21 protein-coding genes are annotated in these 19,399 nt (G+C 45.7%); 3 read left to right on the top strand and 18 right to left on the bottom strand.

Features of this window, described 5'->3' with window-relative positions:
* Positions 1-88: 88 nt before the first annotated feature.
* Genes AC1DM9_RS28860 through AC1DM9_RS28875 form a run of 4 tightly spaced genes read right to left on the bottom strand, consistent with a single transcriptional unit; the run spans position 89 to position 3,864 of the window.
* Positions 89-1,066 (bottom strand): alpha/beta hydrolase, encoded by a 978-nt coding sequence (locus AC1DM9_RS28860; protein ID WP_477583498.1) that lies wholly within the window; start codon positions 1,064-1,066, stop codon positions 89-91.
* 17 nt (positions 1,067-1,083) lie between these two features.
* The gene (locus AC1DM9_RS28865) at positions 1,084-1,716 is read right to left on the bottom strand and encodes a bifunctional 4-hydroxy-2-oxoglutarate aldolase/2-dehydro-3-deoxy-phosphogluconate aldolase (protein ID WP_477583500.1); all 633 of its coding nucleotides are present in this window, start codon (positions 1,714-1,716) and stop codon (positions 1,084-1,086) included.
* Between the two features lie 28 nt (positions 1,717-1,744).
* A complete protein-coding gene (mutY, locus tag AC1DM9_RS28870) occupies positions 1,745-2,986 on the bottom strand; it encodes an A/G-specific adenine glycosylase (RefSeq protein ID WP_477583502.1) in 1,242 nt (413 codons plus the stop codon).
* Entirely contained in the window at positions 2,986-3,864 is an 879-nt protein-coding gene (locus AC1DM9_RS28875) for an AraC family transcriptional regulator (RefSeq protein ID WP_441876245.1), read from the bottom strand. The genes mutY and AC1DM9_RS28875 overlap by 1 nt, the downstream gene beginning before the upstream one ends.
* A gap of 169 nt (positions 3,865-4,033) precedes the next feature.
* Here AC1DM9_RS28875 and AC1DM9_RS28880 point away from each other — a divergent pair, with 169 nt between their 5' ends.
* Positions 4,034-4,381 (top strand): c-type cytochrome, encoded by a 348-nt coding sequence (locus tag AC1DM9_RS28880; protein ID WP_477583504.1) that lies wholly within the window; start codon positions 4,034-4,036, stop codon positions 4,379-4,381.
* A 77-nt stretch (positions 4,382-4,458) separates the two neighbouring features.
* On the opposite strand, the gene AC1DM9_RS28885 is transcribed toward AC1DM9_RS28880, so the two are convergent.
* The 5 genes from AC1DM9_RS28885 to AC1DM9_RS28905 form a co-directional block, all read right to left on the bottom strand.
* The gene (locus tag AC1DM9_RS28885; protein WP_076268946.1) at positions 4,459-4,686 is read right to left on the bottom strand and encodes a hypothetical protein; all 228 of its coding nucleotides are present in this window, start codon (positions 4,684-4,686) and stop codon (positions 4,459-4,461) included.
* A gap of 61 nt (positions 4,687-4,747) precedes the next feature.
* Positions 4,748-5,146: a holo-ACP synthase gene (acpS, locus tag AC1DM9_RS28890; RefSeq protein ID WP_477583506.1), complete on the bottom strand. Its 399-nt coding sequence runs from the start codon at positions 5,144-5,146 to the stop codon at positions 4,748-4,750.
* 95 nt (positions 5,147-5,241) lie between these two features.
* Positions 5,242-7,314 (bottom strand): copper resistance CopC/CopD family protein, encoded by a 2,073-nt coding sequence (locus AC1DM9_RS28895; RefSeq protein WP_477583508.1) that lies wholly within the window; start codon positions 7,312-7,314, stop codon positions 5,242-5,244.
* Positions 7,315-7,323: 9 nt separating this feature from the next.
* Positions 7,324-8,385, bottom strand: a complete 1,062-nt coding sequence (locus AC1DM9_RS28900) for a DUF4198 domain-containing protein (protein WP_477583510.1) — start codon at positions 8,383-8,385, stop codon at positions 7,324-7,326.
* 164 nt (positions 8,386-8,549) lie between these two features.
* Positions 8,550-10,181, bottom strand: a complete 1,632-nt coding sequence (locus tag AC1DM9_RS28905; protein WP_477583512.1) for a hypothetical protein — start codon at positions 10,179-10,181, stop codon at positions 8,550-8,552.
* 210 nt (positions 10,182-10,391) lie between these two features.
* On the opposite strand from AC1DM9_RS28905, the gene AC1DM9_RS28910 reads away from it, so the two are divergent.
* Positions 10,392-11,309 carry an amidoligase family protein gene (locus AC1DM9_RS28910; RefSeq protein WP_477583514.1) on the top strand — a complete coding sequence of 306 codons (918 nt, stop codon included), beginning with the start codon at positions 10,392-10,394 and terminating at the stop codon, positions 11,307-11,309.
* Positions 11,310-11,349: 40 nt separating this feature from the next.
* Here the strand turns inward: AC1DM9_RS28910 and AC1DM9_RS28915 are convergent, their stop codons facing one another.
* The 9 genes from AC1DM9_RS28915 to AC1DM9_RS28955 all read right to left on the bottom strand — a co-directional run bounded on the left by AC1DM9_RS28915 (position 11,350) and on the right by AC1DM9_RS28955 (position 17,834).
* Positions 11,350-11,730, bottom strand: a complete 381-nt coding sequence (locus AC1DM9_RS28915) for a ribosomal maturation YjgA family protein (protein ID WP_430059704.1) — start codon at positions 11,728-11,730, stop codon at positions 11,350-11,352.
* A 7-nt stretch (positions 11,731-11,737) separates the two neighbouring features.
* Positions 11,738-12,577: a P-loop NTPase family protein gene (locus tag AC1DM9_RS28920; RefSeq protein ID WP_477583516.1), complete on the bottom strand. Its 840-nt coding sequence runs from the start codon at positions 12,575-12,577 to the stop codon at positions 11,738-11,740.
* Positions 12,578-12,752: 175 nt separating this feature from the next.
* A complete protein-coding gene (gene nadE / locus AC1DM9_RS28925; protein ID WP_339204629.1) occupies positions 12,753-13,562 on the bottom strand; it encodes an ammonia-dependent NAD(+) synthetase in 810 nt (269 codons plus the stop codon).
* Positions 13,563-13,576: 14 nt separating this feature from the next.
* A complete protein-coding gene (locus AC1DM9_RS28930) occupies positions 13,577-14,011 on the bottom strand; it encodes a BrxA/BrxB family bacilliredoxin (RefSeq protein WP_076268955.1) in 435 nt (144 codons plus the stop codon).
* A 102-nt stretch (positions 14,012-14,113) separates the two neighbouring features.
* On the bottom strand, positions 14,114-14,491 hold the full coding sequence (locus tag AC1DM9_RS28935) for a DUF3905 domain-containing protein (protein WP_441876213.1): 378 nt from the start codon (positions 14,489-14,491) through the stop codon (positions 14,114-14,116).
* A 15-nt stretch (positions 14,492-14,506) separates the two neighbouring features.
* A complete protein-coding gene (locus tag AC1DM9_RS28940; protein ID WP_477512383.1) occupies positions 14,507-14,647 on the bottom strand; it encodes a hypothetical protein in 141 nt (46 codons plus the stop codon).
* An 81-nt stretch (positions 14,648-14,728) separates the two neighbouring features.
* A complete protein-coding gene (locus AC1DM9_RS28945; protein WP_477512396.1) occupies positions 14,729-15,181 on the bottom strand; it encodes a GNAT family N-acetyltransferase in 453 nt (150 codons plus the stop codon).
* A 24-nt stretch (positions 15,182-15,205) separates the two neighbouring features.
* Positions 15,206-16,891 carry an ATP-binding protein gene (locus tag AC1DM9_RS28950; protein ID WP_477551022.1) on the bottom strand — a complete coding sequence of 562 codons (1,686 nt, stop codon included), beginning with the start codon at positions 16,889-16,891 and terminating at the stop codon, positions 15,206-15,208.
* A gap of 106 nt (positions 16,892-16,997) precedes the next feature.
* On the bottom strand, positions 16,998-17,834 hold the full coding sequence (locus AC1DM9_RS28955) for a lysophospholipase (RefSeq protein WP_477512385.1): 837 nt from the start codon (positions 17,832-17,834) through the stop codon (positions 16,998-17,000).
* 62 nt (positions 17,835-17,896) lie between these two features.
* Here AC1DM9_RS28955 and AC1DM9_RS28960 point away from each other — a divergent pair, with 62 nt between their 5' ends.
* The gene (locus AC1DM9_RS28960; protein ID WP_441959668.1) at positions 17,897-19,153 is read left to right on the top strand and encodes a BaiN/RdsA family NAD(P)/FAD-dependent oxidoreductase; all 1,257 of its coding nucleotides are present in this window, start codon (positions 17,897-17,899) and stop codon (positions 19,151-19,153) included.
* The last annotated feature ends 246 nt before the right edge of the window (positions 19,154-19,399 follow it).

The following is a 19,399-nucleotide window of genomic DNA, read 5'->3' on the forward strand; positions in this document are numbered from 1 at the left end:
AAGCTAGCAGCATTGTAATCAAACTGTAATATTTCTCTCATCTTGGTTTCATCTTATGCTTATATAATAAATTCATGACCCCCCTTTATTATATATTCTCTCTTGAAGCCTGCAGCCTCGTGCCGCGGGCTTCCTTTTTGATAGAAGCATACTCCATGGATTCCAGCAAAAAAGGGATAACCTTCTCCCAAAAGCTAGAATCTTGCTCGGAAGTGCTATGTCCTTTGGTCGATACGAACAGTGTTTGAATCAGATGATCTGGCAATTGCTCTTTCAGCTGCTTCAGATCCTCCGCACTAATAAACTCATCACCATTCGAATGAATCATCATAATCGGTGTACGGCCAATGTCGGAGCTGCCGGCATGTTTAGCTATTACAGCAGGAATGCTGGCCTCTTTAAACTGCGACCACGATATGCGTGAACGAATAAGCCATATCATCGGAATCAGATAGGCTAACGGGAATAGCGGCAGTTTTTTGCGTCGCAATTCCGATTTCATCATCGTATCGAAATGGACGGGCATTGAATCCGTTACGACCGCTTTCACCTTCATGCCTTGATCAAGGGCAAGCAGCGCTCCAAATCCGCCAAGGGAATGACCTAGTATGGCAATTCGGTCTGGATCAATACCTGGCAAACTTTTGGCTGTTTCAAGAGCAGCGAGCACATCATCCCGAAACATGAGCGCGGAAGGCGCAGAGATCGAATCGCTGTTGCCGTGGCTGCGCGCATCATACAGCAATATAGCGAACCCTGCTTCATAAATCGGACGCGTATACCTAAGCACTCTCGTCCGATTTGATCCCCAGCCATGCGCAATAATAATAAGAGGCGCAAGTCCGTCCTTTAACAAGTCGTTGGAAGCAGGCTGAAGCAGCCAGCCTTCCAGCTTAGAGCCATGATTAGTGAACGTTAAGGATTGCCACTGCGTATCGACAAGAGGAGTCTCCGCATTCATAATCTTTCGAGGCTTCTGGCTGCGCGCGCCCATTTGCCAGATTAGCGCAGCAAGCAGCAAAACAATAATAAAGAAGATGATAACGATCCATAAGACAACGTCCATGAGATAACCTCCTTGCTCTATAACTTGCTTACGATATCTACGAATTGCCGTGCTCGTTCCGTTACTTGAGCGAATTTCCCCTCGCGAACCCATTCCAAATTAACGAGCTTGCTGCCCATTCCAACAGCATTTGCTCCTGCCTTAAAGTAATCTGCAATATTATGTAAATCCACTCCGCCAGTAGCAATCATCGGAATATCGTTTAATGGTCCGCGAATTTCTTGCAAGTAACCTATGCCGAGCGTGCCCATTGGAAAAATTTTCACAGCATCCGCTCCTGCCTTCCAAGCTTTCACAATTTCAGTCGGTGTCATAACACCGGGCCATACGGAGAGGCCGTGCTCGCGGCCATATACAATAACTTCCTCATCTAGGTTAGGCGATATGAGATATTGGGCACCTGCCGCCACAGCCTCCTTAGCAAGGTCTACATCCGTTACTGTGCCGGCACCTACTGCAGCTTTTCCATCAAACTTCGAACGCCAACGCTCTATCATAGCCGCTGCTCCATCTGTGTTCATCGTAATCTCCATCATATAAATGCCGCCATCTATTAAAGCCTGCGCTGTATCATCTGCATGCCGATCTTCAATTCCTCGTAAAATGGCTACGATTTTGTGCTGCAAGAGCAGCTTCAGCATATTGCTCATTTGCTTCTCCTCCGACTCTTATAATCATTTATTCCCAAAATTGCTTTAAAATGCGCAAAAATAAATTTGGAAAAGGCAGCGTGTCCATATCTTCCTTTGAAATCCATCGGTAAGTGCCCGGCTGCTCATTATGTTCCTCAGTAGAAACATCTCTAGCTACCGCCTTTTGATTCACTTCATAAGAGGACGCTGCCTCCGCAGCAATGGCTGCGTTGTCCGATGCAGCTGCGATGTCTGCGTCTAAAGCTGAATAAGACGTTTCACCCAAATCGGCTAAATAAAAACGCATTTTCCAATGAATATGACTAAAAATATGATCAGCATCTGTAAACCAGCTGCGCGGACGAATAAGAAGTCCTGTGTCCTCATCAAGCATGCGGCTTATCATCTCGGCGAGCTCGCCCTGCTCCTTCGGCGCTGTTTCATCCAGCCAGTTCACCTTATCCAGCGGCAGCAGCAAATGAGGAAGCTCCCACATTTGGGCTAGAAGGCCTGTAGCTGGACGCTGCCTTACGAGCACTTTGCCGGCATTTTCTCCGCTGCCAACAACGATCGCTGCTGCCCTAAACTCTGGACGAGGAGGCTTCGCCTTCGTCTTGATCGGCAATTCCATCTCTCTGCCTGCTAGTCTCGCCTCACAATGCTCCATTACAGGGCAAGGCAAACAGCTTGGCGATTTTGGCGTACATACGAGAGCACCCAGCTCCATCAGCGCTTGATTGAAGTCGCCAGCGGCACCTTCTGGAATCAGCGAAGCAGCCAGCTTCTCAATGCCTACTCGCGTAGAAGCTTTTGCGATATCATCCTCCAAGCAAAAATATCGCGAGAGCACACGCATCACATTACCATCCACTGCCGGCTCTGGACGATTAAATGCGATGCTCATAATAGCTCCGCTAGTATAAGGGCCAACGCCTTTCAATCCAGCAACGGACGCTTTATCATCTGGGACGATTCCCCCATAACGCTGAGCGACCTCTTTGGCACCTGCTTGCAAATTGCGGGCACGCGAGTAGTAGCCGAGCCCCTCCCAGCTTTTGAGCACTTCCTCCTCAGGAGCTTCAGCAAGCGCTCGCACTGTGGGGAATTTACTCATAAATTGGTTGTAATATGGAATGACAGTATCTACCCTCGTCTGCTGCAGCATAATTTCAGATACCCATACCCGGTAAGGATCTTTATTAATCCTCCATGGCAAATCGCGTTTGATAAGCCGATACCAATTTAGCAGCTCTGTGCTAAAATACGTCTTTACCTCTATTTCTCCCATTAGCTTTTCTCCTCGTTCATTCTTGTTGTAAGCGTCTTTCGATTGGTTCCGGTATTTTTTCCAATCCGTCTATACTGAACCGGCGTGATGCCTGTATATCTTTTGAACAGCCGAGATAAATAATGATTTTGCATGCCAACCTGCTTCGCAACAACGGCTACAGGAAGCTCCGTTTCCATAAGCAGCTGCTTAGCGATCGCGATGCGGCGATTCGTCACATATTGGATCGGCGAACAGCCCATGATGTTTTTGAAGGATGTAATGAAATAGTTTGGATGAAGAAAAGCAAACTTAGCTAGCTCCTCAATTTGTATATTCTGATGCAAATTTGCTTCAATATAGGCGAGCACTTCATTCCATTTTACCTCAAAATCCGATTGCTGGAATGTTGTTCTCTGCACATGGCTTTCTTCTAAATAATAGGCAAGCAGCTCCAGCAGCACCGACTTTAACCGCAGCTCTCGTGTAATCGATTTACAATGCTGATATTCGTTCATTTTTATAAAAAGGTTCTTCATCATTTCTTTGTCTTTCACATAAACAAATGGCGGAAGCTGCAGCGCATTTATAACTTGAAAGTCGCTAAGCTCCAAACGGAAATGGCACCAATAAAGCCCAAGCTTCTCATTTCCCTCTGTACCAAAAGATTGTTTTGTACCCGCCGGCAAAAAATAAAGAGTACCCGGCTGTACGAAATAGGTGTCATTTTGTATGTTAAGCCGGGCTTCTCCCTTGACTGTATAACCGAAACGGAAAAAATCCGGCTCGGTTTTTTGCTCGAACCAGCCTGGCTCAAATTCGTTATAGGCAGTCATAATAACCTCGGCTTGAATGTTGTTCAACTGATTTTGCAAAATACTTTCTATTGTCGGTTTCATGAATTCTCCTATAAGTAAAACTGAGATATAATAGTTATATCTTCTCTCTAGTGGTTAACATCTTCTCTATTATACGAACTAACGATTCAAATTCATATGGAAGTCTTATGAAGACCCTGAACAAGACCGAATCTTCTATAATAAACAATTAATGAAAGGATTGCTATATATGAATTGGAACCGAGGTTTTTCTATCGCAATAACATTCTTTTTAGCTGTGATACTGCTAGCGGGCTGTGGAGGCAAGGAGAACAGCTCGACTGAGAAAACCAACGCGATTAGCGGGCCGGAGGAAGTGATTTCGGTTTATAAGGCCAATTGCGTCAGCTGTCACGGAACCGGGCTTCAAGGCAGAGTAGGCCCGGCAACAAATCTCCAAAAAGTTGGAGAGCGCATGAGTGCTGCTGATATTACGAAACAGATTGAAGAGGGCGAAGGCTCGATGCCTGCTTTTAAAGAGCGTCTGACTGCTGAAGAAATTGCTGGGCTCTCTAATTGGTTGGCAAGCAAAAAATAACAAAGGATTAGCGAAAAAAAAGGATGCCTGAGCAGATTATGCTGCTCAAGCATCCTTTTTTTCTTGTTCATGTTCGCTTAATAGCCGATATGATGGCCGTTTATTTTTGGAGAGCTCATGAAATGAAGTGCCGCTTGGCCGGCGTAGGTCCAATGCGTTTCACCCATTTGGGGATGCATCGGAAATAAATCACCCTGTACAAGCACTAGATCTCCGCCCCAATCGTCTGAATACAACCCGTCGAATTCAACCCATTGTCCGGTTTTAAACCGTCGCTTCGTTTTTTGCAGCCGCTGCTCCTTCATTGTCGACATCCCCTCTCGACTAGCTAACTTGGTATATTACATTCCAAGTATAGGCAAAAGGTTACTCCGATATCCGTTCCGCAACAGCAAAAGCGGAAGCAAGCTTTCGTTCATGTGTAATCGTAACATGAATTCGAACAACCTCTCTGCTAAAGCCTAGGCGATTCCAAGCTGCCACCGTTAAGTTGCATTCGGGTTTGCCGCAGCTTCCCCGCAAAATTTCGATGTCTGTAAATCCTAATATATTCCCTATTCCACAGCCAAAAGCTTTCACAACCGCTTCCTTCGCAGCGAAACGTCCAGCCGTGAACTGATAAAGCCGCTCGCCTGTATACTCCGAAGCCAGCTCTCGCTCGCCCGCAGACAGCACCCGCTCCAAAAACCTTCTGCCTGTGCGGCCATCCACTATTTTCGCGATTCTTGTAATATCTGATAAATCATGTCCGATGCCGATGATCATGCTAACACCCGCCTTTTCCCTGATGGTGAGATTAGCAGAAGCATGAAGCGAAGTCAAGCATGGACATGTCTTTCCCTCTTATTTTGCAGTAACAACTATTCCGTTAGCGAGTCGCCTATCGCTCGCTCATAATGGAAGTTGTTTCCTTTCTCGTCTTTTACATCAACTGTAATTAACCCTTTTTTCTGATCATCGATAAACTCACCTGATGAACGATACGTATATTTCGTAAAGCCTGGAAATTCAAACATCTCTTTCCCCATCGGCTGCAATTCCAGCGGAATCACAATTTTGTTTCCTTGCTCGGTTTCCTTTTCCGCTTCCGCTTGATTCGAGTCTATCTTAACAGCTACTTCCGCGGATAAAGGCGTTCCCTGATCTTCAGGAAGCCACAAATCAAGGCGTACAGCCTGATCCCCAGTCTGATCATTCTCCGAAATACGCAAACTCATATGCGCCTGCTCACCCATCACATGCCAATAAATCGGTTCAGCCAGCTTTGACTCCACGCGTGCTTCCGGCGGAGAAGTTGTCGACAACCAGCCTGCCAGCACGAATAGAGCAACAGCAAGCAGCATCTCAATTCGGATGCCATACAGCAACCCTCTTGCGGCGCTCGCTTTCGCGATTTGCGGCATGAATACGAGCTTATGAAGTGCTGCAATGACGACGACAAGCAGCATGAGAATGGTTTTGGCGAGGATTAGCTTGCCATACGCTGTAGTGAACAATTGTCCCCATTCTGAGAGCCTAGCAGCCGAAAGCCATATTCCGCTAATCAAAATAACGATCATGCTTGGCAGCGCCCACTTTGCGAAATGCACAGCCGCTTGGTTCAAGCGCTCCACGGCATTTCTATGGAAAGTTAATGACAGCAAACCCGCAAGGCCACCAAACCATATTGCGGCAGCAGACATATGGACCGAATGGGTCACTATTCCAAATACGACATCGCTTAAAGCAGCATTCGCATGGCCTGTGAGCGGGAAGCTCACTATCAATGCCGCTGCGGCTATCCATTTAATCATATTCGCCCATCGTCTCTCCCGAATAGGCGCAAATGCGAGAAGAAGTGCGATTAAAGCAAGCCCAACTCTTAACGTCGCTATCTTTCCAATCATTGTTCCATTAGCTAGTGCATAGATGGATACACCGCCGAATTGGTCTGCAAGCATCGACAAGCGAAGCAAGCCGGAAACCAGCCAAATAAGCGCTGCGGCTCCCATCACTAGTCTCTCGGCTCGGACGGAGAAACCAAAGGGTGCCTTTGATTCTTCATCTCTCCAGATGACATATCGGAAAAACAATATTCCAGCGAGAATAACAGCCGTCAAAATATCCAGTATGCGCATCAGCACCATGAAGCCTTGGCCACCTGCATGATCGTGCTCGGCCTCTCCAGCGCCACTGTCGCCGCTGTGATTGCTATGGCTGCTGTGATCATCAGCCATATCCTGTTCGATCTGCGGTGCAGCATTATCGTCTTCCACAGCATCCGCATCAACATCTTTTGTATTTGTATTTGTATCCGGCTCTGCTGCCTCCACCTCTTCACTGCTTGAAATCGTGGGAGACGGGGTAACGACCGTCCCTTCACTGACTTCCATAGACTCAGCAGTCGGAGTGGGCGATGCAGATGGCGTAGGCATTATATCCGGCTTCTTTGTAGGCTTAGGTTTAATTGTGGGCTCTGGACTCTTTGTAACTACTGGCTTGTCAGTCGCTTTTGCTTCATTTCCAGAGCTGTTCCCTGTATTACCAGCAGAAGCACCGTCCAGTGAAACCGTATCATCCGGTTTCACAGCCTCAAGCTTCACGCCTACCGCAAATTTAAAGGAACCGTCTGTTATATGAGAATCAAGCGACAACACCTGCCAGCTTACTTCATAAATGCCCTTATCCAGCTTAGGAATGGTATAAACAAGCGTAAGATCATCATCACTGCTTAACTTGCCAGTTATGTCAGTGCCGCTACTGCTTTTTAGTGAAATATTACTTAGCTTCGTATCGATTTTCTCTGTAAATTTTATTCGAATGGCAGGCGGAGCTTCCGCCAGCTCCGCATCCCCATAAGGTGTCGATTGCGCAATATAGGCATGCGCCGAGACGAAGCTCGGCAGGCATGCCCATATTATTACTATTGCAAATATCAATCTTATTTTTTTCATCTGCAATCCTTATTTCGTATAAATGGCGACAGCTGCTTGATTACCGCCTACGGCAGGGAAGTATTCAACAGAAGCACCAGCTGCCTCAGCTGCGGAACGAAGGGTTACTGCACCTGTGCCTTTATATGCTGCGTCTACGTATTGCTTAATGAACGCTGCATCTACTTTTGTCGTACCATTTGTAACGGTCAAACTGCTTACAGCTACTACGTTTCCGTTTACGTAAATATGTGGTTTAGCAGACACGGCGCTGCCTGGGAGCTTCACTGATTTATTTTGAACCGTGAAAGTCATTGTAGCTTCGTAATTTGTTGCGCTGTATTCGCCTTCCTTAGCTTCCGTAGTGCTTGGCTTCGCACGTACTAAGTAATAATCGGCAGCACCCGTCGTAAATGAAACCACGCCCTTATCATCGGTCTTCAGCTCCACTGCTTCAGAATTGCTGCGACGAATAATATCAACGGCTGTATTAGTAAGTGGTTTGCCCTTTAGAAGCAGCTCAATCGACACTTTTTCACCCGGTGTAACTGCAGCAGGATTGAACAAAGGGATGAGCTCCGCTCTATCCGGGCTTACTTCCTTAGAGAAACCTGTAAGTGCTTTAACCCGATCAATAACAGGAATATCGCTAATCGCTACGAATGATTTGGCACTGCGCAGCGTACGAGTAGCAGCGTCTGCACCTTTGTACACGCTGTCTGCTTCGGTTGATATAATATACGCGCCTGGAACATTTGATTTAAATGACGCAACAAAGTAATTATTTAGCGCTGGCGTTGTTTCCGTAGCCGGCTCTCCAGTGTAGAAACGAGTGCCTGTAATATCTGACTTCTGCCCTGCCGGCGTAGTCACATATACTTTTGAAGTGCTGCCCCACTGCCCTTCCAACCGATAGCTCTTGTGCTCGTTGGAGTGGTTTCCATACATAAGCTCAACATAGGAAACTTGACCCGGCGCTACGATTGGTGCACTCGTCTGAGACCAACCGTCATGCGCGAATACTGGAGCCGCCGCTCCTAGTGTCAACATAGCTGCCAGTGCGACTCCTGCGATTTTTTTCTTAAGCTTCATAAAAATACCCCCATCGATTTGGATTCACTGTCCAAATTGTATCAATGGGGGAGCTGCATCACATGACTCGTTAGAGCTATATAGTGGTGAACGATATGTGAATCATGACTATGCAATTATGGAAAGTGTAGCTTTCCTTCCGTCTGAAACGATACGCATCTCGTTTAAGTTCTATATTCACTAAAATCAACTGAAAGGCCATTGATTAATTTCTCACTGCTGCCTTTTCCATCAACATTTAGCTCAAGTACGCTCTTATCATGGCTCATATACTTCACACTAAGCCTTTCCTCAGCAGACCAAGCTGGCCTATTGTTTTTTGCCTGTTCCACAAATGCTTCATAGCTGCTTATGCCATTCTTCAACGCATCGTTATGGCTGATTACTTCGACTATTACGCCGTTTTCCGAACCTATGCTCGTCACGATAGAGCGATCCGAACGTTGTTCCAGCTCATAAGGCTGCATGACATAAACCGCCAAAAACACATTCTCTGTCTGACCAACAAGCATGCCCGGCTCTTGCAGCCAATCCATACATGGCAATAACCCGATAATCGTATTGTCTTTGTCTGGAGGAATCGGATATAGAGCCATTATTGTGTTTTTGTAATAAAGAACTTCCGTAAACTCAGTTTGATGCCGCAAATCTTCAACCGCATTCGCCTCTGCCGGATGGAAGAAGTAGAGTTGATTCACGCCGTTTTGCAGTCCCAATGGCAAAGAAATATCCCAGCGATGCTGCTCATTGTCAAACTCCGAGAATCGCTCCCACATTCCGCCCGCTGCAAAATCCGATGTAATATAGGCATAGCTGTGAAGCATGCATGCTCCTTCATCCGTTAGCTTCGTAATCGCCTTTTTCACCTCAGTTGGCTCACTGCGATTAAGCGCTGTACGACGAGCTGTTTCAGATGCCTCGTAAAATAAAAATCCTGCATACTCCGTTCGCGGCATTTGCTCTGGAAGCTCGAAATCACCGAATTGCACATAATCATGCAGAACGTTGCTATCAAGCGGGATGTCATGCTTCTGACCGCGGCAATGAGCACCGACAAAGGTGCCTTTCAAATAGAATGCAGCTCGCTCATTCCAAAGAAAATCAAGCATATCGGCGAGCTCTTGTTTAATGGCTGCGTCCTGTATTTCGTACCAAGCACAAGTGAATGCCTGCACCCAATGCCAGAACCAAGGCAAGCTGTTGTATTCGGACATGCCATACTTGCCAATATGGGCTAATGTAAGCTGAAGATTGCTGCGACCATCCTCCAGCAAATCAGCATCGGCAAACATTTGTCCAAAAATCAGCTTTGCAGCTGTATATTTTGCATCGTGATGACCAAATACATTTTTATGATGGTAGAAGCCGCTTCGATAAATATGGATAAGGGCAGTATCAAATGCTTGGATTAGCTGCTTGTCAAAAAACGTCCTATAGCGTCTCGCAAAAAATGCCATCAAGCTCCCCATCAGCTCTACGGGTAGCGTATTTGGCTTGGAGTCCTTCGGAACATCCTCTAGTCTAAGCGGCCAATGTCCATAAGTATCGCTTTCTACATCCTGATCTTGCAGCGCAAGCACCTCTAGAAGCACAGATTCCGCAGTTCGTTTAGCAGCCTCTCTCTCAAACGGCAGTTGTTCTGAGTTATCAACTGCAGCTGCAAGCAAATAGGAAGCATAATAAAAGTTATCGCGTAAATCGTGGTGGAACCATAAACCGCTGCTTAATAATGGCTGGTTATGGGCTGCAATTGCTATTTTTTGAATAATCTCTTTTTGCTTAGCTGTAAAGCTCATTATACGAATCTCCTCAATTTACCTTTTTTCTTCTAATCATATATAATTTGAATAATAAGAGATACCTCTTCATTATTTTTTTAGTTCAAAACTACAATCATTTTTTCGAATAAGGAGGACATTTTATGTTCAGAAAAAAAATCCCTCGTTAATCTCGTGGTCCGCCTCGACTCCTCTCTTTACATGATGAAGCTTATATAAATGGAGAGGATGATGGCAATGTGGCCAAAAATCGTTGATTGGAAAGAGCTGCGCTTTGGCATGGAAATTGAGTTTGTAGGCGGAAATCCAGAAAGCTTGGAGCTGCTGCCTGGTTGGGTTATTTCTTTGGATGAGCGGCAAGTTGATGCACAAGGTATGGAATCAGGCAGTGAGCTAAAGCCGCCTCCGATCTTGTGGGAAGACCGTGAGCAAATTCAGATCATGTTAAGCAGGCTGAGGGAACAAGGAGCAACAGCTAATTGGAGCTGCGGACTTCATGTTCATATTGGTCTCGAACCATGGGGAGAAGATGCTGTCCTCCCGCTTATAGACGCCGCACTGGAATATCAACAAACGATCCAAGCGCTATTGAATACGAGCGAGCACCGACTGCTGTTCTGCCCGCCCGTTACTCCGGACATGCGTGAGAGCTATATTGCAAATCCAAGCGATGAAGCCGTTATCCATGAAGGACGTCCGCAATCTCATCGTTGTGGAATAAACACAGCGGCTTGGTTTGATATAGGCACGGTGGAAATTCGTTATGCAAATGGCTCAGTGAATGATGAAGAAATTTTCCGTACCATTGAGCTGTGCTTGCGATTCGTAGCAGCGATAGGTGCCGGCCGTAAGCTATCAACCGATCCCCTAAAAATGGCTCTTGAGCTTGAAGCACCTATTGATGGTTATCCTTCTGATTTACCACCGCCACAATGGTATCAAGAAAGATGCTGGCTGGAGGAAGCTCTCATTCCCATCTTGACGCCGCTGGCGGCCGAACTTGTACCGGGTGGAGAAATTCATCATATCGTACCTGTTCAAGATGGTATTATGGTTGCTATTGAGAAATCTGGAGAACACCTATTTAAATTTGTGCTAAAGCCTGCTGCCCAGTGCTGGACAGTTGTACGTCAAGTTGAATCATAAATCAAAAACCCTTCCGCCGCGTTTCGGTGGAAGGGTCTTCTTATTTTTTTAAAATAAAATATCGATCAACAATTATGGCAAACATAATGCCTACGCTGTACCTGATCAAATCCACGGTCAAAAAACCGCTCCCGAGCACTAAAGCTCCAATAAACGTCCTGCGAATCTCATTAATCCAATCCGCCTGGTAGAGCTGACTAAACTCGATACCAAAACAAAAGATGAGGCTAGCGCCAGCAGCCCAAAACAAGTTTTTGTGCACCCCTATGGTACGGAAGCCATAATAAATCATGCATGCCCAAAGCGCATCGCCAAAATGCTCTGCTACAAACCCAGGCAGCGAATCTGCAAAGCTCCTTGAGCTGTAGCCAAGCACCATCGTTATAACAACCGCAATCGCGTATCGTATTCTCGGTTTCATTTGATAATCACCTGCTTAAACGATTTTGCAGATCGATTTGGATTTGGCTGTGGATCTTGTCCCAGTCCAAGCTGCTTTTATTAAACAGCATTTTATCGATCGGCAACTCGTTTAGTATCGCTAATTCATAAGTCTTTCGCAGCTCAAGCACCTCGAGAAGACCTTGAGTTCCCTTGAGCTCTTTACTTTTGCCGTAGCCCTGCTCCGTGTAATACCAAGTAATAAAGTTTAGCCATTCTGTTGGCCGTTCAGCAATTATTGCAGGAAATGCATGTTTAAAGTCATCCTGATACAAATAGAGCAATACCGGATTTAGCTGCTTAATCAAGCGATTCAGTTCATGAATATAGGTCGATATTTCAACCTCGGAACAATTGTCTCGTACAAGCATGACGGTTAACGGATTTTGCAAAAAACAGCATTCCAATATGTATACTTCATCCCCGTTAATAGCCTGTCTCGAAAAATCGCTCCACTTTTCAATAATGAGCTGCTGATGCCTCTCCAAAGGGAGGTTATATACATCATAATCCCCGAAATATTCACTATTAATCGAAACTGTTTCCTTTAGCAGCTTCCCGTAATATACGATATATCCGTCCGCCTTAGCCTCGGAATGCTTAATGATTAACTGCTGTTGTTCCGTATATTTTTGCAGCATTTGCTTATATTGTTCTTCTGTAAAATAAGCCGCGGAATCATAATCGGCTGGGTGCTCCAAATCCCCCTCCAAAAACAAGCGATTGGCAATATTCTGTTCATCTAATAGCTGCTTCACAAAACGTGCCGTACTCGTTTTCCCTGATCCGGGCAATCCTTCAACAAGGATTAACTTTGTATTATTCATGGCATTCAGCTCCTTTCACAAATACTATATTCTATCTTCCAGCCGTTTCTCCTCCATCATTGGCGTCCGCTTAGCTAATCAAATGCTGCTCCACTGCAACAAAAAAAGACTGTCCCCTGCCGAATTCTCGGTTCAAGGGACAGTCTTTTTACTGCTCGAAGCTTAAAGCAGTTCATTAAATACCCGGAATCGGGGAGCGCTTATGCTCGGTTTTCAAATATTGCTTTTCAAGCTTCTCGCGAGCCTCGTCGCTAATGGACTTGCCTTCGAGATAGTCGCTGTTATCACCATAAGTGATGCCTAGCTCGCCCTCGTCGGTTTGTCCGTCCCATAGGCCTGCCGTTGGCGCTTTGTCGAGCACGCTTTGCGGTACGCCGATATGGGAGGCCAGCTCACGAACCTGCCGTTTATTAAGCGTACTAAGCGGAGTAACATCAACCGCTCCGTCGCCCCATTTCGTGTAAAAGCCTGTAATCGCTTCAGATGCATGATCTGTACCAACGACTAACAGATTAAGGTCGAATGCAAGCGCGTATTGCATAACCATCCGCGTTCTCGCTTTCACGTTGCCTTTGCCGCCGCGGCTCAAATGACGCGGAATGCCTAACGACTTAAAGCTATGCTCCACTTCAATCGCGATTTCATCCACAGCTTCTTCAATATTCGTCTCCGCGCGGTGCTTTAGCTGGAACGCTTCCGCTACTGCATAACTATCCGCAATATCGGATTGCTCGCCATAAGGCTGAAATACGCCAAGCGTCATATACTCGCGGCCTGTTTCAGCGCTAAGCTCATCTGTTGCCCGCTTGCAAAGACCCGCTGCGACTGCGCTGTCAATTCCGCCGCTAATCGCAATAAGCAAACCCGTTGTTCCCGAGTTCGTTACGTATTCCTTCAAGAAATCAACCCGTTTGCGAATTTCCTGCTCCGGATCGATTTGCGGCTTAACGCCAAGTCTTTGAATAATGGATTGTTGTAAGCTCATAGTTACCTTCCTAATTAGCGGCAAAACCGATCGAAAGCGTCTGTCAGATCGGCTGCAATGTCCGATGCGGAACGATTTTCGATCTGGTGGCGCTCGATAAAGTGTACTAGCTCTCCATCCTTCAACAAAGCGATTGAAGGGGAAGATGGCGGATATGGAGCGAAAAACTCACGAGCTTTTGCTGTTGCTTCTTTATCTTGTCCTGCAAATACAGTGTATAAATGATCAGGAGTAATATCGTGTTGAAGCGCATCAGCCACGCCTGGACGGCATTGGCCTGCTGCACATCCGCAAACGGAATTGATAACAACAAGCGCCGTACCTTTTGCATTTGGCAATTTTTCTTCTACTTCTTCAGGTGTGCGAAGCTCCTGAATACCAATTCGAGTAAGATCGTCTCTCATAGGCTGCACCATATCTAACATGTATCGTTCGAATGACATCGACATCGAAACACACTCCTTTAATTACTTTATTTTAGCTACTATTATACCTTCCGTAGTCAAAATAAAGCAACCGGAGCGCTCGCACTCCGGCTGTTCTTTTTCAGCTTAAACAGGAGCGTCTTTCGGCTTGTCCAAACCAAATGCCGCATTTTTGTCAGGATGAGTAAATATTCCTCCTTGCGGCTGAAGGCCCTCCTCAAAAATATCCCGATTTTCAGCGGTTAGAAAACCTACATCCTTAAAAGGATGCACCCATTCATCGCCAGCCATTACAGCTGGATCTGTTTCCTCGCTCCACTGCGACAATGGTGAATCCGGAGACTCATATTCATGATCGCCTATAACGATGCCGTGTGAGTTCACAAACGGCGCACGGCTTCCTCGCCCTTCGCGAAACTGAGGCAGAAATTCGATTTCAAAAGGATCTAAAGCGGGATCATCTTTAAGCATTTCATCTTCATTCTTGTGCTCATGATCTGGCATATGAACACCTCCGCACTAAATTGAAGGACGATTAGGTCCATCAAGCTTTTTGTCAAAACCAGCGGATTCGGGTGATTTGCTGTCAGCAGCCGTATTATTTTTTGCCTGCTTTGCTTGCTCAGCCGAACGACCTTTTTCCTCATTATGCTGCGTCATTGTGAGCGCTCCTCTCGTCATAAAATGTAACCGCAATTGCCGGTTATCTTTCAGAGGTAGTATGCTCAGCTAGCGCTTTCCTTATAAATCCTGAGATAAACGAACCATATCAACAACCTGTATTCCGTTCTCATAAATCGCTTCCGGATAATGTCTAACAAAGAAGTCTCGGTCAATACTCGTCATTCGAAAGCCGCATTTCTGATACAATGCAAGCTGGCTGACCCCTGAATTGCCCGTTCCAATTTCAATCGTTTTGTAGCCTAGAAGCTTTGCATATGAAATCGCATAAAGTACCATTTGCTTTCCAAGCCCTTGACCTTGCTTTGACTCCGCTACTGCTACATTTACGATCTCGATCGTCTCGGGCCTTGTTGGCAGCAGTACAAATACTGCAATAATTTCATTGCTTATAACACCTACAAAAACTTCCCCGCGTTTTATGTATTCTTCTACGAGCTTAATCGAAGGATCTGCTAACAAGAGCAGTTCCATTGGGGGTTGTTCGTTTGCTAACAACTTACGCATTTCCATTTCCACTCTAATTTGCTCCTTCATTCAACTCGCGCGTTCCTCCGGCACTGTGAAAGTAACGATAAACGCTGTACCTTCACCTTCCTTCGACTCAACGTCAATCCGGCCATTATGGCGCTCAGCGATGCTTAGGCATAACGGCAGGCCAAGCCCTGTTCCTTGCGTCTTCGTCGAGAAAAAAGGCTCGAACAAATGCTGCATTTGCTCTGGAGGTATACCGACACCCTGATCGGCAATCCGCAGCTCAATTTTATTTCCATTATTACGAGTACTAATATGTAATGAGCCCTTATTGCCCATAGCTTCCATTCCGTTACGGGCAATATTAAGAAATAGCTGCTTAATTTCTCTGTCGTTCATCATAATTAAAGGTATATCTTCGCAAAGGCTCACTTCAATAGATTGGCCTCGCAAATTCGCATCCGCACTAAGCAGAGGTATAAGTTCATTAACAACATCATGCAGGGAAGTCAGCTCCATGGCTAGTTCCCTATTTTGAGCAAGCGATAGAAAATCACTAATAATCATATTCGCACGATCCAGCTCATCGATCACAATCTGAAAGTATTCCTCTTGATTTTTTGGACTGCGCTCCTGAATCAATTGGACAAAGCCGCGAATAACCGCCATCGGATTGCGTATTTCATGAGTGATGCTTGCAGCCATTTGACCTATCAGGCTTAATCGTTCCATTCGCCCAACCTCACTCTGAAGTTGACGAAGCTCCGTTACATCCTGAACGATAAGTGATGCGCCTGCATTTTCAGCATTAACCGATGTACGCATCGAAATCGTCGACAAGAGCAGCATTTTATCGCCGCTAACGTACGGAACGAGTGTGTTCTTCCTGCCGTTTAACGCCTGAGAAAGCAGCTTTATGCAAACATCGCCATGTCCGTCCTGAAAAATAAGCGGGAAGGAGGCGCCAAGCAAGTCCTTCACTTCAGAATCCTTTGAAGGCAGGCTGAGAACTGTTTTGGCTATATCATTAAAATGTGTGATTTTGCCTTCACGATCAACAATGACTACCCCAAAAGAAGTCTCATCTATAAATTGCTGAAGCTTCTCCACTTCATTGCTATAATTAACCGACATTCGTTTCACTTCATCATAGAGCTGCTGCTTCTCTTTAACATTTTCGATCATAAAGATAGAGAGCCAGGTTGCCATTAATGATGCACAAACAGAGATCAACTGCACGTAAATCATCACATTCGACCACCAAATACCATTAAATAACATAATTCCAGTAACGGAAATAATGTAGTATAGGATCAAAATGGACATGATCACTAAGCCCCTGCGTTTTTTCTGTTCTTTGCCTAAAACAGAGGTACGCTGGAAAGATGGAATCGCATACAACATCAGCGGGACAAAACCAATGACAAAAATGATAAAGTTAATGACTTCCAAGCTGCCTTCGAGCATAGATACTCTTACTGCAATGTAGATGACGGTTAAGACGGCTAATGTTGGCACGCCTCCATAGAGAGAACCTATTACATAAGGAATGAGACGAAAATCGACTTCATAACCTAATAAATCAGGAGCAGTCACCATACACAATACCATCGATCCACCGCAAAATAGGCTCATGAAAATAGGTATTCCCTTCCATCTTTGGTCTTTATCATACCAAAGCTGAAAGGCGAAAACAGGCAATAAGGACACAATGAATTGTAAGAGCAATTCCTTTAACACAGACGTCACGTCCGATCCCCCTACTACACTCTGAATCTATTCCATATTATGTTTTTTACGTAGCTTTGTATTTGAATCAATCTATTAATCCGATTAAAACATAAAATACCTCTATTTACAATTGTTCTTCTAACCAATCAATTAGCTCTTGAACAGCCTCTTTCCCCTCCAAGTCATTGTGCAACTCATGATACCCGCCATCCCAGCGTCTAAAATAACATTGGTCTCCGATTCGCTCAGCAACAAGCGCGCTTGCTTCAAAGGATGTTACCCGATCAGAAGTGCCATGCATAAGCAGCAGTGGAACCTGCAGGCTGGATGCATGAGCGATCGCCCACTCGCCGGCAGCGGTAATCTCCATATAGGTTTGGAGTGTAATTTTGGTATGACATAACGGATCTTCCACGATTGGCGCAGCAAGGTCATAGCCAGGACGAAATAAATCGGCAGGATTTAAGCCAGTAGATTGGTGCATCTTCGGGACAACCGCTGCCAATTTGCGTCCAAACCACTCCACAGCTGGATGTGGTTTGAATGCAAGCTGTAGCCAAGGGCTTGTCAGTATGAGTCCACGAATTGGAGGCTGAAGTCGCAGCGCACAATTAAGCGCCACATTGCCGCCCATACTGTGGCCGTATAAGAAGATCGGCGTTCCCGGGTGCCGTTTGCCAGCCTCTTCAATCATAAGCGCTGCATCGCTTACAGCTGCGCCAAGTGAATGCAGATGCCCCCGTTTGCCTGAAGAGCGGCCATGGCCTTGCTGATCCAGCGCTATAAGTACAAAGCCAGCAGCAGTAAGCTGAGCAGCTACATGTCCATAACGATCGCCATGCTCCCCCATCCCGTGTACGAGACAGACGACAGCTTTTGTCTCTATCGTTTCTGACTTCCATTCCCGCAAAAATATTTGCGACCCCTTAGCGCCAGTTATGACCCATTCATCTCGCAGCATTCAAACGCCGCCTTTCTTTTGTGGTATTATAATACTACTAATAATATAGCAGGTGGAAAGCGATGCAATATGATGCAATTGTAATTGGCGGAGGCTCCGCAGGACTAATGGCGGGTATTGCTGCAAGCAAGGAAGGCGCTAAAGTGCTTCTCCTAGACAAAGGCGATAAATTAGGACGCAAACTCGGCATATCCGGCGGCGGCCGATGCAATGTAACGAATAATAAAGAACTGGATGAGCTGATCAAGCATATTCCCGGCAATGGGCGTTTTCTTCACAGTACATTCTCCAATTTCAACAACAAGGATATTATCGCCTTTTTTGAGAACCTTGGCATTGCTTTAAAGGAAGAGGATAACGGGCGCATGTTCCCCGTATCAGATAGAGCTAAAACGGTGGTAGATACGCTTGTTAACCAGGTACGCAAACAAGGTGTCAAAATCATACTGAACGCTCCTGTCGATCATATCATGTATGACAATGGAAGGGTCACAGGCGTGCGTACAAAAGCTGGTGAAACATTCCGTGCCCGCAGTGTCATCGTAGCTTCCGGCGGCAAGTCCGTGCCCCAGACCGGCTCAACCGGCGACGGTTATGCATGGGCAGAAAAAGCCGGGCATACGATAACTGAGCTTTTTCCAACTGAGGTTCCGCTTACGTCAAATGAGCCCTTCATTGTAAGCAAGGAGCTGCAAGGGCTATCTCTGAGAGACGTTGCACTGTCGGTTTGGAACCCGAAAGGGAAGCAGATTATTGAACATCAAGGCGATATGCTATTTACGCATTTCGGTATTTCCGGACCGATTGTGCTAAGATGCAGTCAATTTGTAGTGAAAGCTCTTAAGCAATTTAAGACGGGCAATATTGAGGTTGCGATTGACTTAGTGCCTGATAAAAGCAAAGACGAGGTCTATAAGGAAACATTGAAACTTTCCGAGCTTGAACCGAAAAAAACGATTAAAAATGTCCTTAAAGGTTATTTGCCGGAAAAAATGATACCCATCTTGCTTCAAAAGGCAGGTTTGCCGGATAGCCTTACTTATGACAATATTCCAAAACAGGACTGGATAGCCCTTTCGCTGCTGATCAAACATTTTCCGATTAGAGTGTATGGCTCTTTATCCATTGAAGATGCTTTCGTAACCGGCGGAGGCATTCAATTAAAGGAAATCGATCCAAAGACGATGCAATCCAAGCTCATGAGCGGTTTGTTTTTTTGCGGAGAAATATTGGATATTCATGGCTACACCGGAGGCTACAACATTACTGCGGCTTTCTCCACAGGCTATACGGCAGGACTTAATGCTGTCATTCAGTAAGGATATAAAAAGGCTGTCAAACGTCGATAAACGTGGGACTGACCCCATAACGTGAGACAAATCAAAACACCTTCAAGAAAATGCAACCATGTCGTAGGATATGGAGACAACCTTGGAGGTGTTTTTACGTTGGCAACAAGAGTAAGTTACCCAGTGGAAACAAAAATGAAAGCCATTGAATTGAGAATAACAGGAGTTCCAGTGAAAGAGGTCATGGAGCAGCTGAGCATACGAAATAAGACGCAA

Source organism: Paenibacillus sp. 01T431 (assembly GCF_056398625.1).

Coding starts and splice junctions, on each gene's coding strand:
- AC1DM9_RS28875 (WP_441876245.1), bottom strand. CDS start 3,864: ATGAAACCGACAATAGAAAGTATTTTGCAAAATCAGTTGAACAACATT.
- AC1DM9_RS28885 (WP_076268946.1), bottom strand. CDS start 4,686: ATGAAGGAGCAGCGGCTGCAAAAAACGAAGCGACGGTTTAAAACCGGA.
- AC1DM9_RS28920 (WP_477583516.1), bottom strand. CDS start 12,577: ATGAATAATACAAAGTTAATCCTTGTTGAAGGATTGCCCGGATCAGGG.
- AC1DM9_RS28895 (WP_477583508.1), bottom strand. CDS start 7,314: ATGAAAAAAATAAGATTGATATTTGCAATAGTAATAATATGGGCATGC.
- AC1DM9_RS28880 (WP_477583504.1), top strand. CDS start 4,034: ATGAATTGGAACCGAGGTTTTTCTATCGCAATAACATTCTTTTTAGCT.
- AC1DM9_RS28915 (WP_430059704.1), bottom strand. CDS start 11,730: ATGAAACCGAGAATACGATACGCGATTGCGGTTGTTATAACGATGGTG.
- AC1DM9_RS28860 (WP_477583498.1), bottom strand. CDS start 1,066: ATGGACGTTGTCTTATGGATCGTTATCATCTTCTTTATTATTGTTTTG.
- AC1DM9_RS28905 (WP_477583512.1), bottom strand. CDS start 10,181: ATGAGCTTTACAGCTAAGCAAAAAGAGATTATTCAAAAAATAGCAATT.
- AC1DM9_RS28865 (WP_477583500.1), bottom strand. CDS start 1,716: ATGAGCAATATGCTGAAGCTGCTCTTGCAGCACAAAATCGTAGCCATT.
- nadE (WP_339204629.1), bottom strand. CDS start 13,562: ATGAGCTTACAACAATCCATTATTCAAAGACTTGGCGTTAAGCCGCAA.
- AC1DM9_RS28955 (WP_477512385.1), bottom strand. CDS start 17,834: ATGCTGCGAGATGAATGGGTCATAACTGGCGCTAAGGGGTCGCAAATA.
- AC1DM9_RS28930 (WP_076268955.1), bottom strand. CDS start 14,011: ATGTCGATGTCATTCGAACGATACATGTTAGATATGGTGCAGCCTATG.
- AC1DM9_RS28910 (WP_477583514.1), top strand. CDS start 10,392: ATGATGGCAATGTGGCCAAAAATCGTTGATTGGAAAGAGCTGCGCTTT.
- AC1DM9_RS28935 (WP_441876213.1), bottom strand. CDS start 14,491: ATGCCAGATCATGAGCACAAGAATGAAGATGAAATGCTTAAAGATGAT.
- AC1DM9_RS28945 (WP_477512396.1), bottom strand. CDS start 15,181: ATGGAAATGCGTAAGTTGTTAGCAAACGAACAACCCCCAATGGAACTG.
- AC1DM9_RS28940 (WP_477512383.1), bottom strand. CDS start 14,647: ATGACGCAGCATAATGAGGAAAAAGGTCGTTCGGCTGAGCAAGCAAAG.
- acpS (WP_477583506.1), bottom strand. CDS start 5,146: ATGATCATCGGCATCGGACATGATTTATCAGATATTACAAGAATCGCG.
- AC1DM9_RS28960 (WP_441959668.1), top strand. CDS start 17,897: ATGCAATATGATGCAATTGTAATTGGCGGAGGCTCCGCAGGACTAATG.
- mutY (WP_477583502.1), bottom strand. CDS start 2,986: ATGGGAGAAATAGAGGTAAAGACGTATTTTAGCACAGAGCTGCTAAAT.
- AC1DM9_RS28900 (WP_477583510.1), bottom strand. CDS start 8,385: ATGAAGCTTAAGAAAAAAATCGCAGGAGTCGCACTGGCAGCTATGTTG.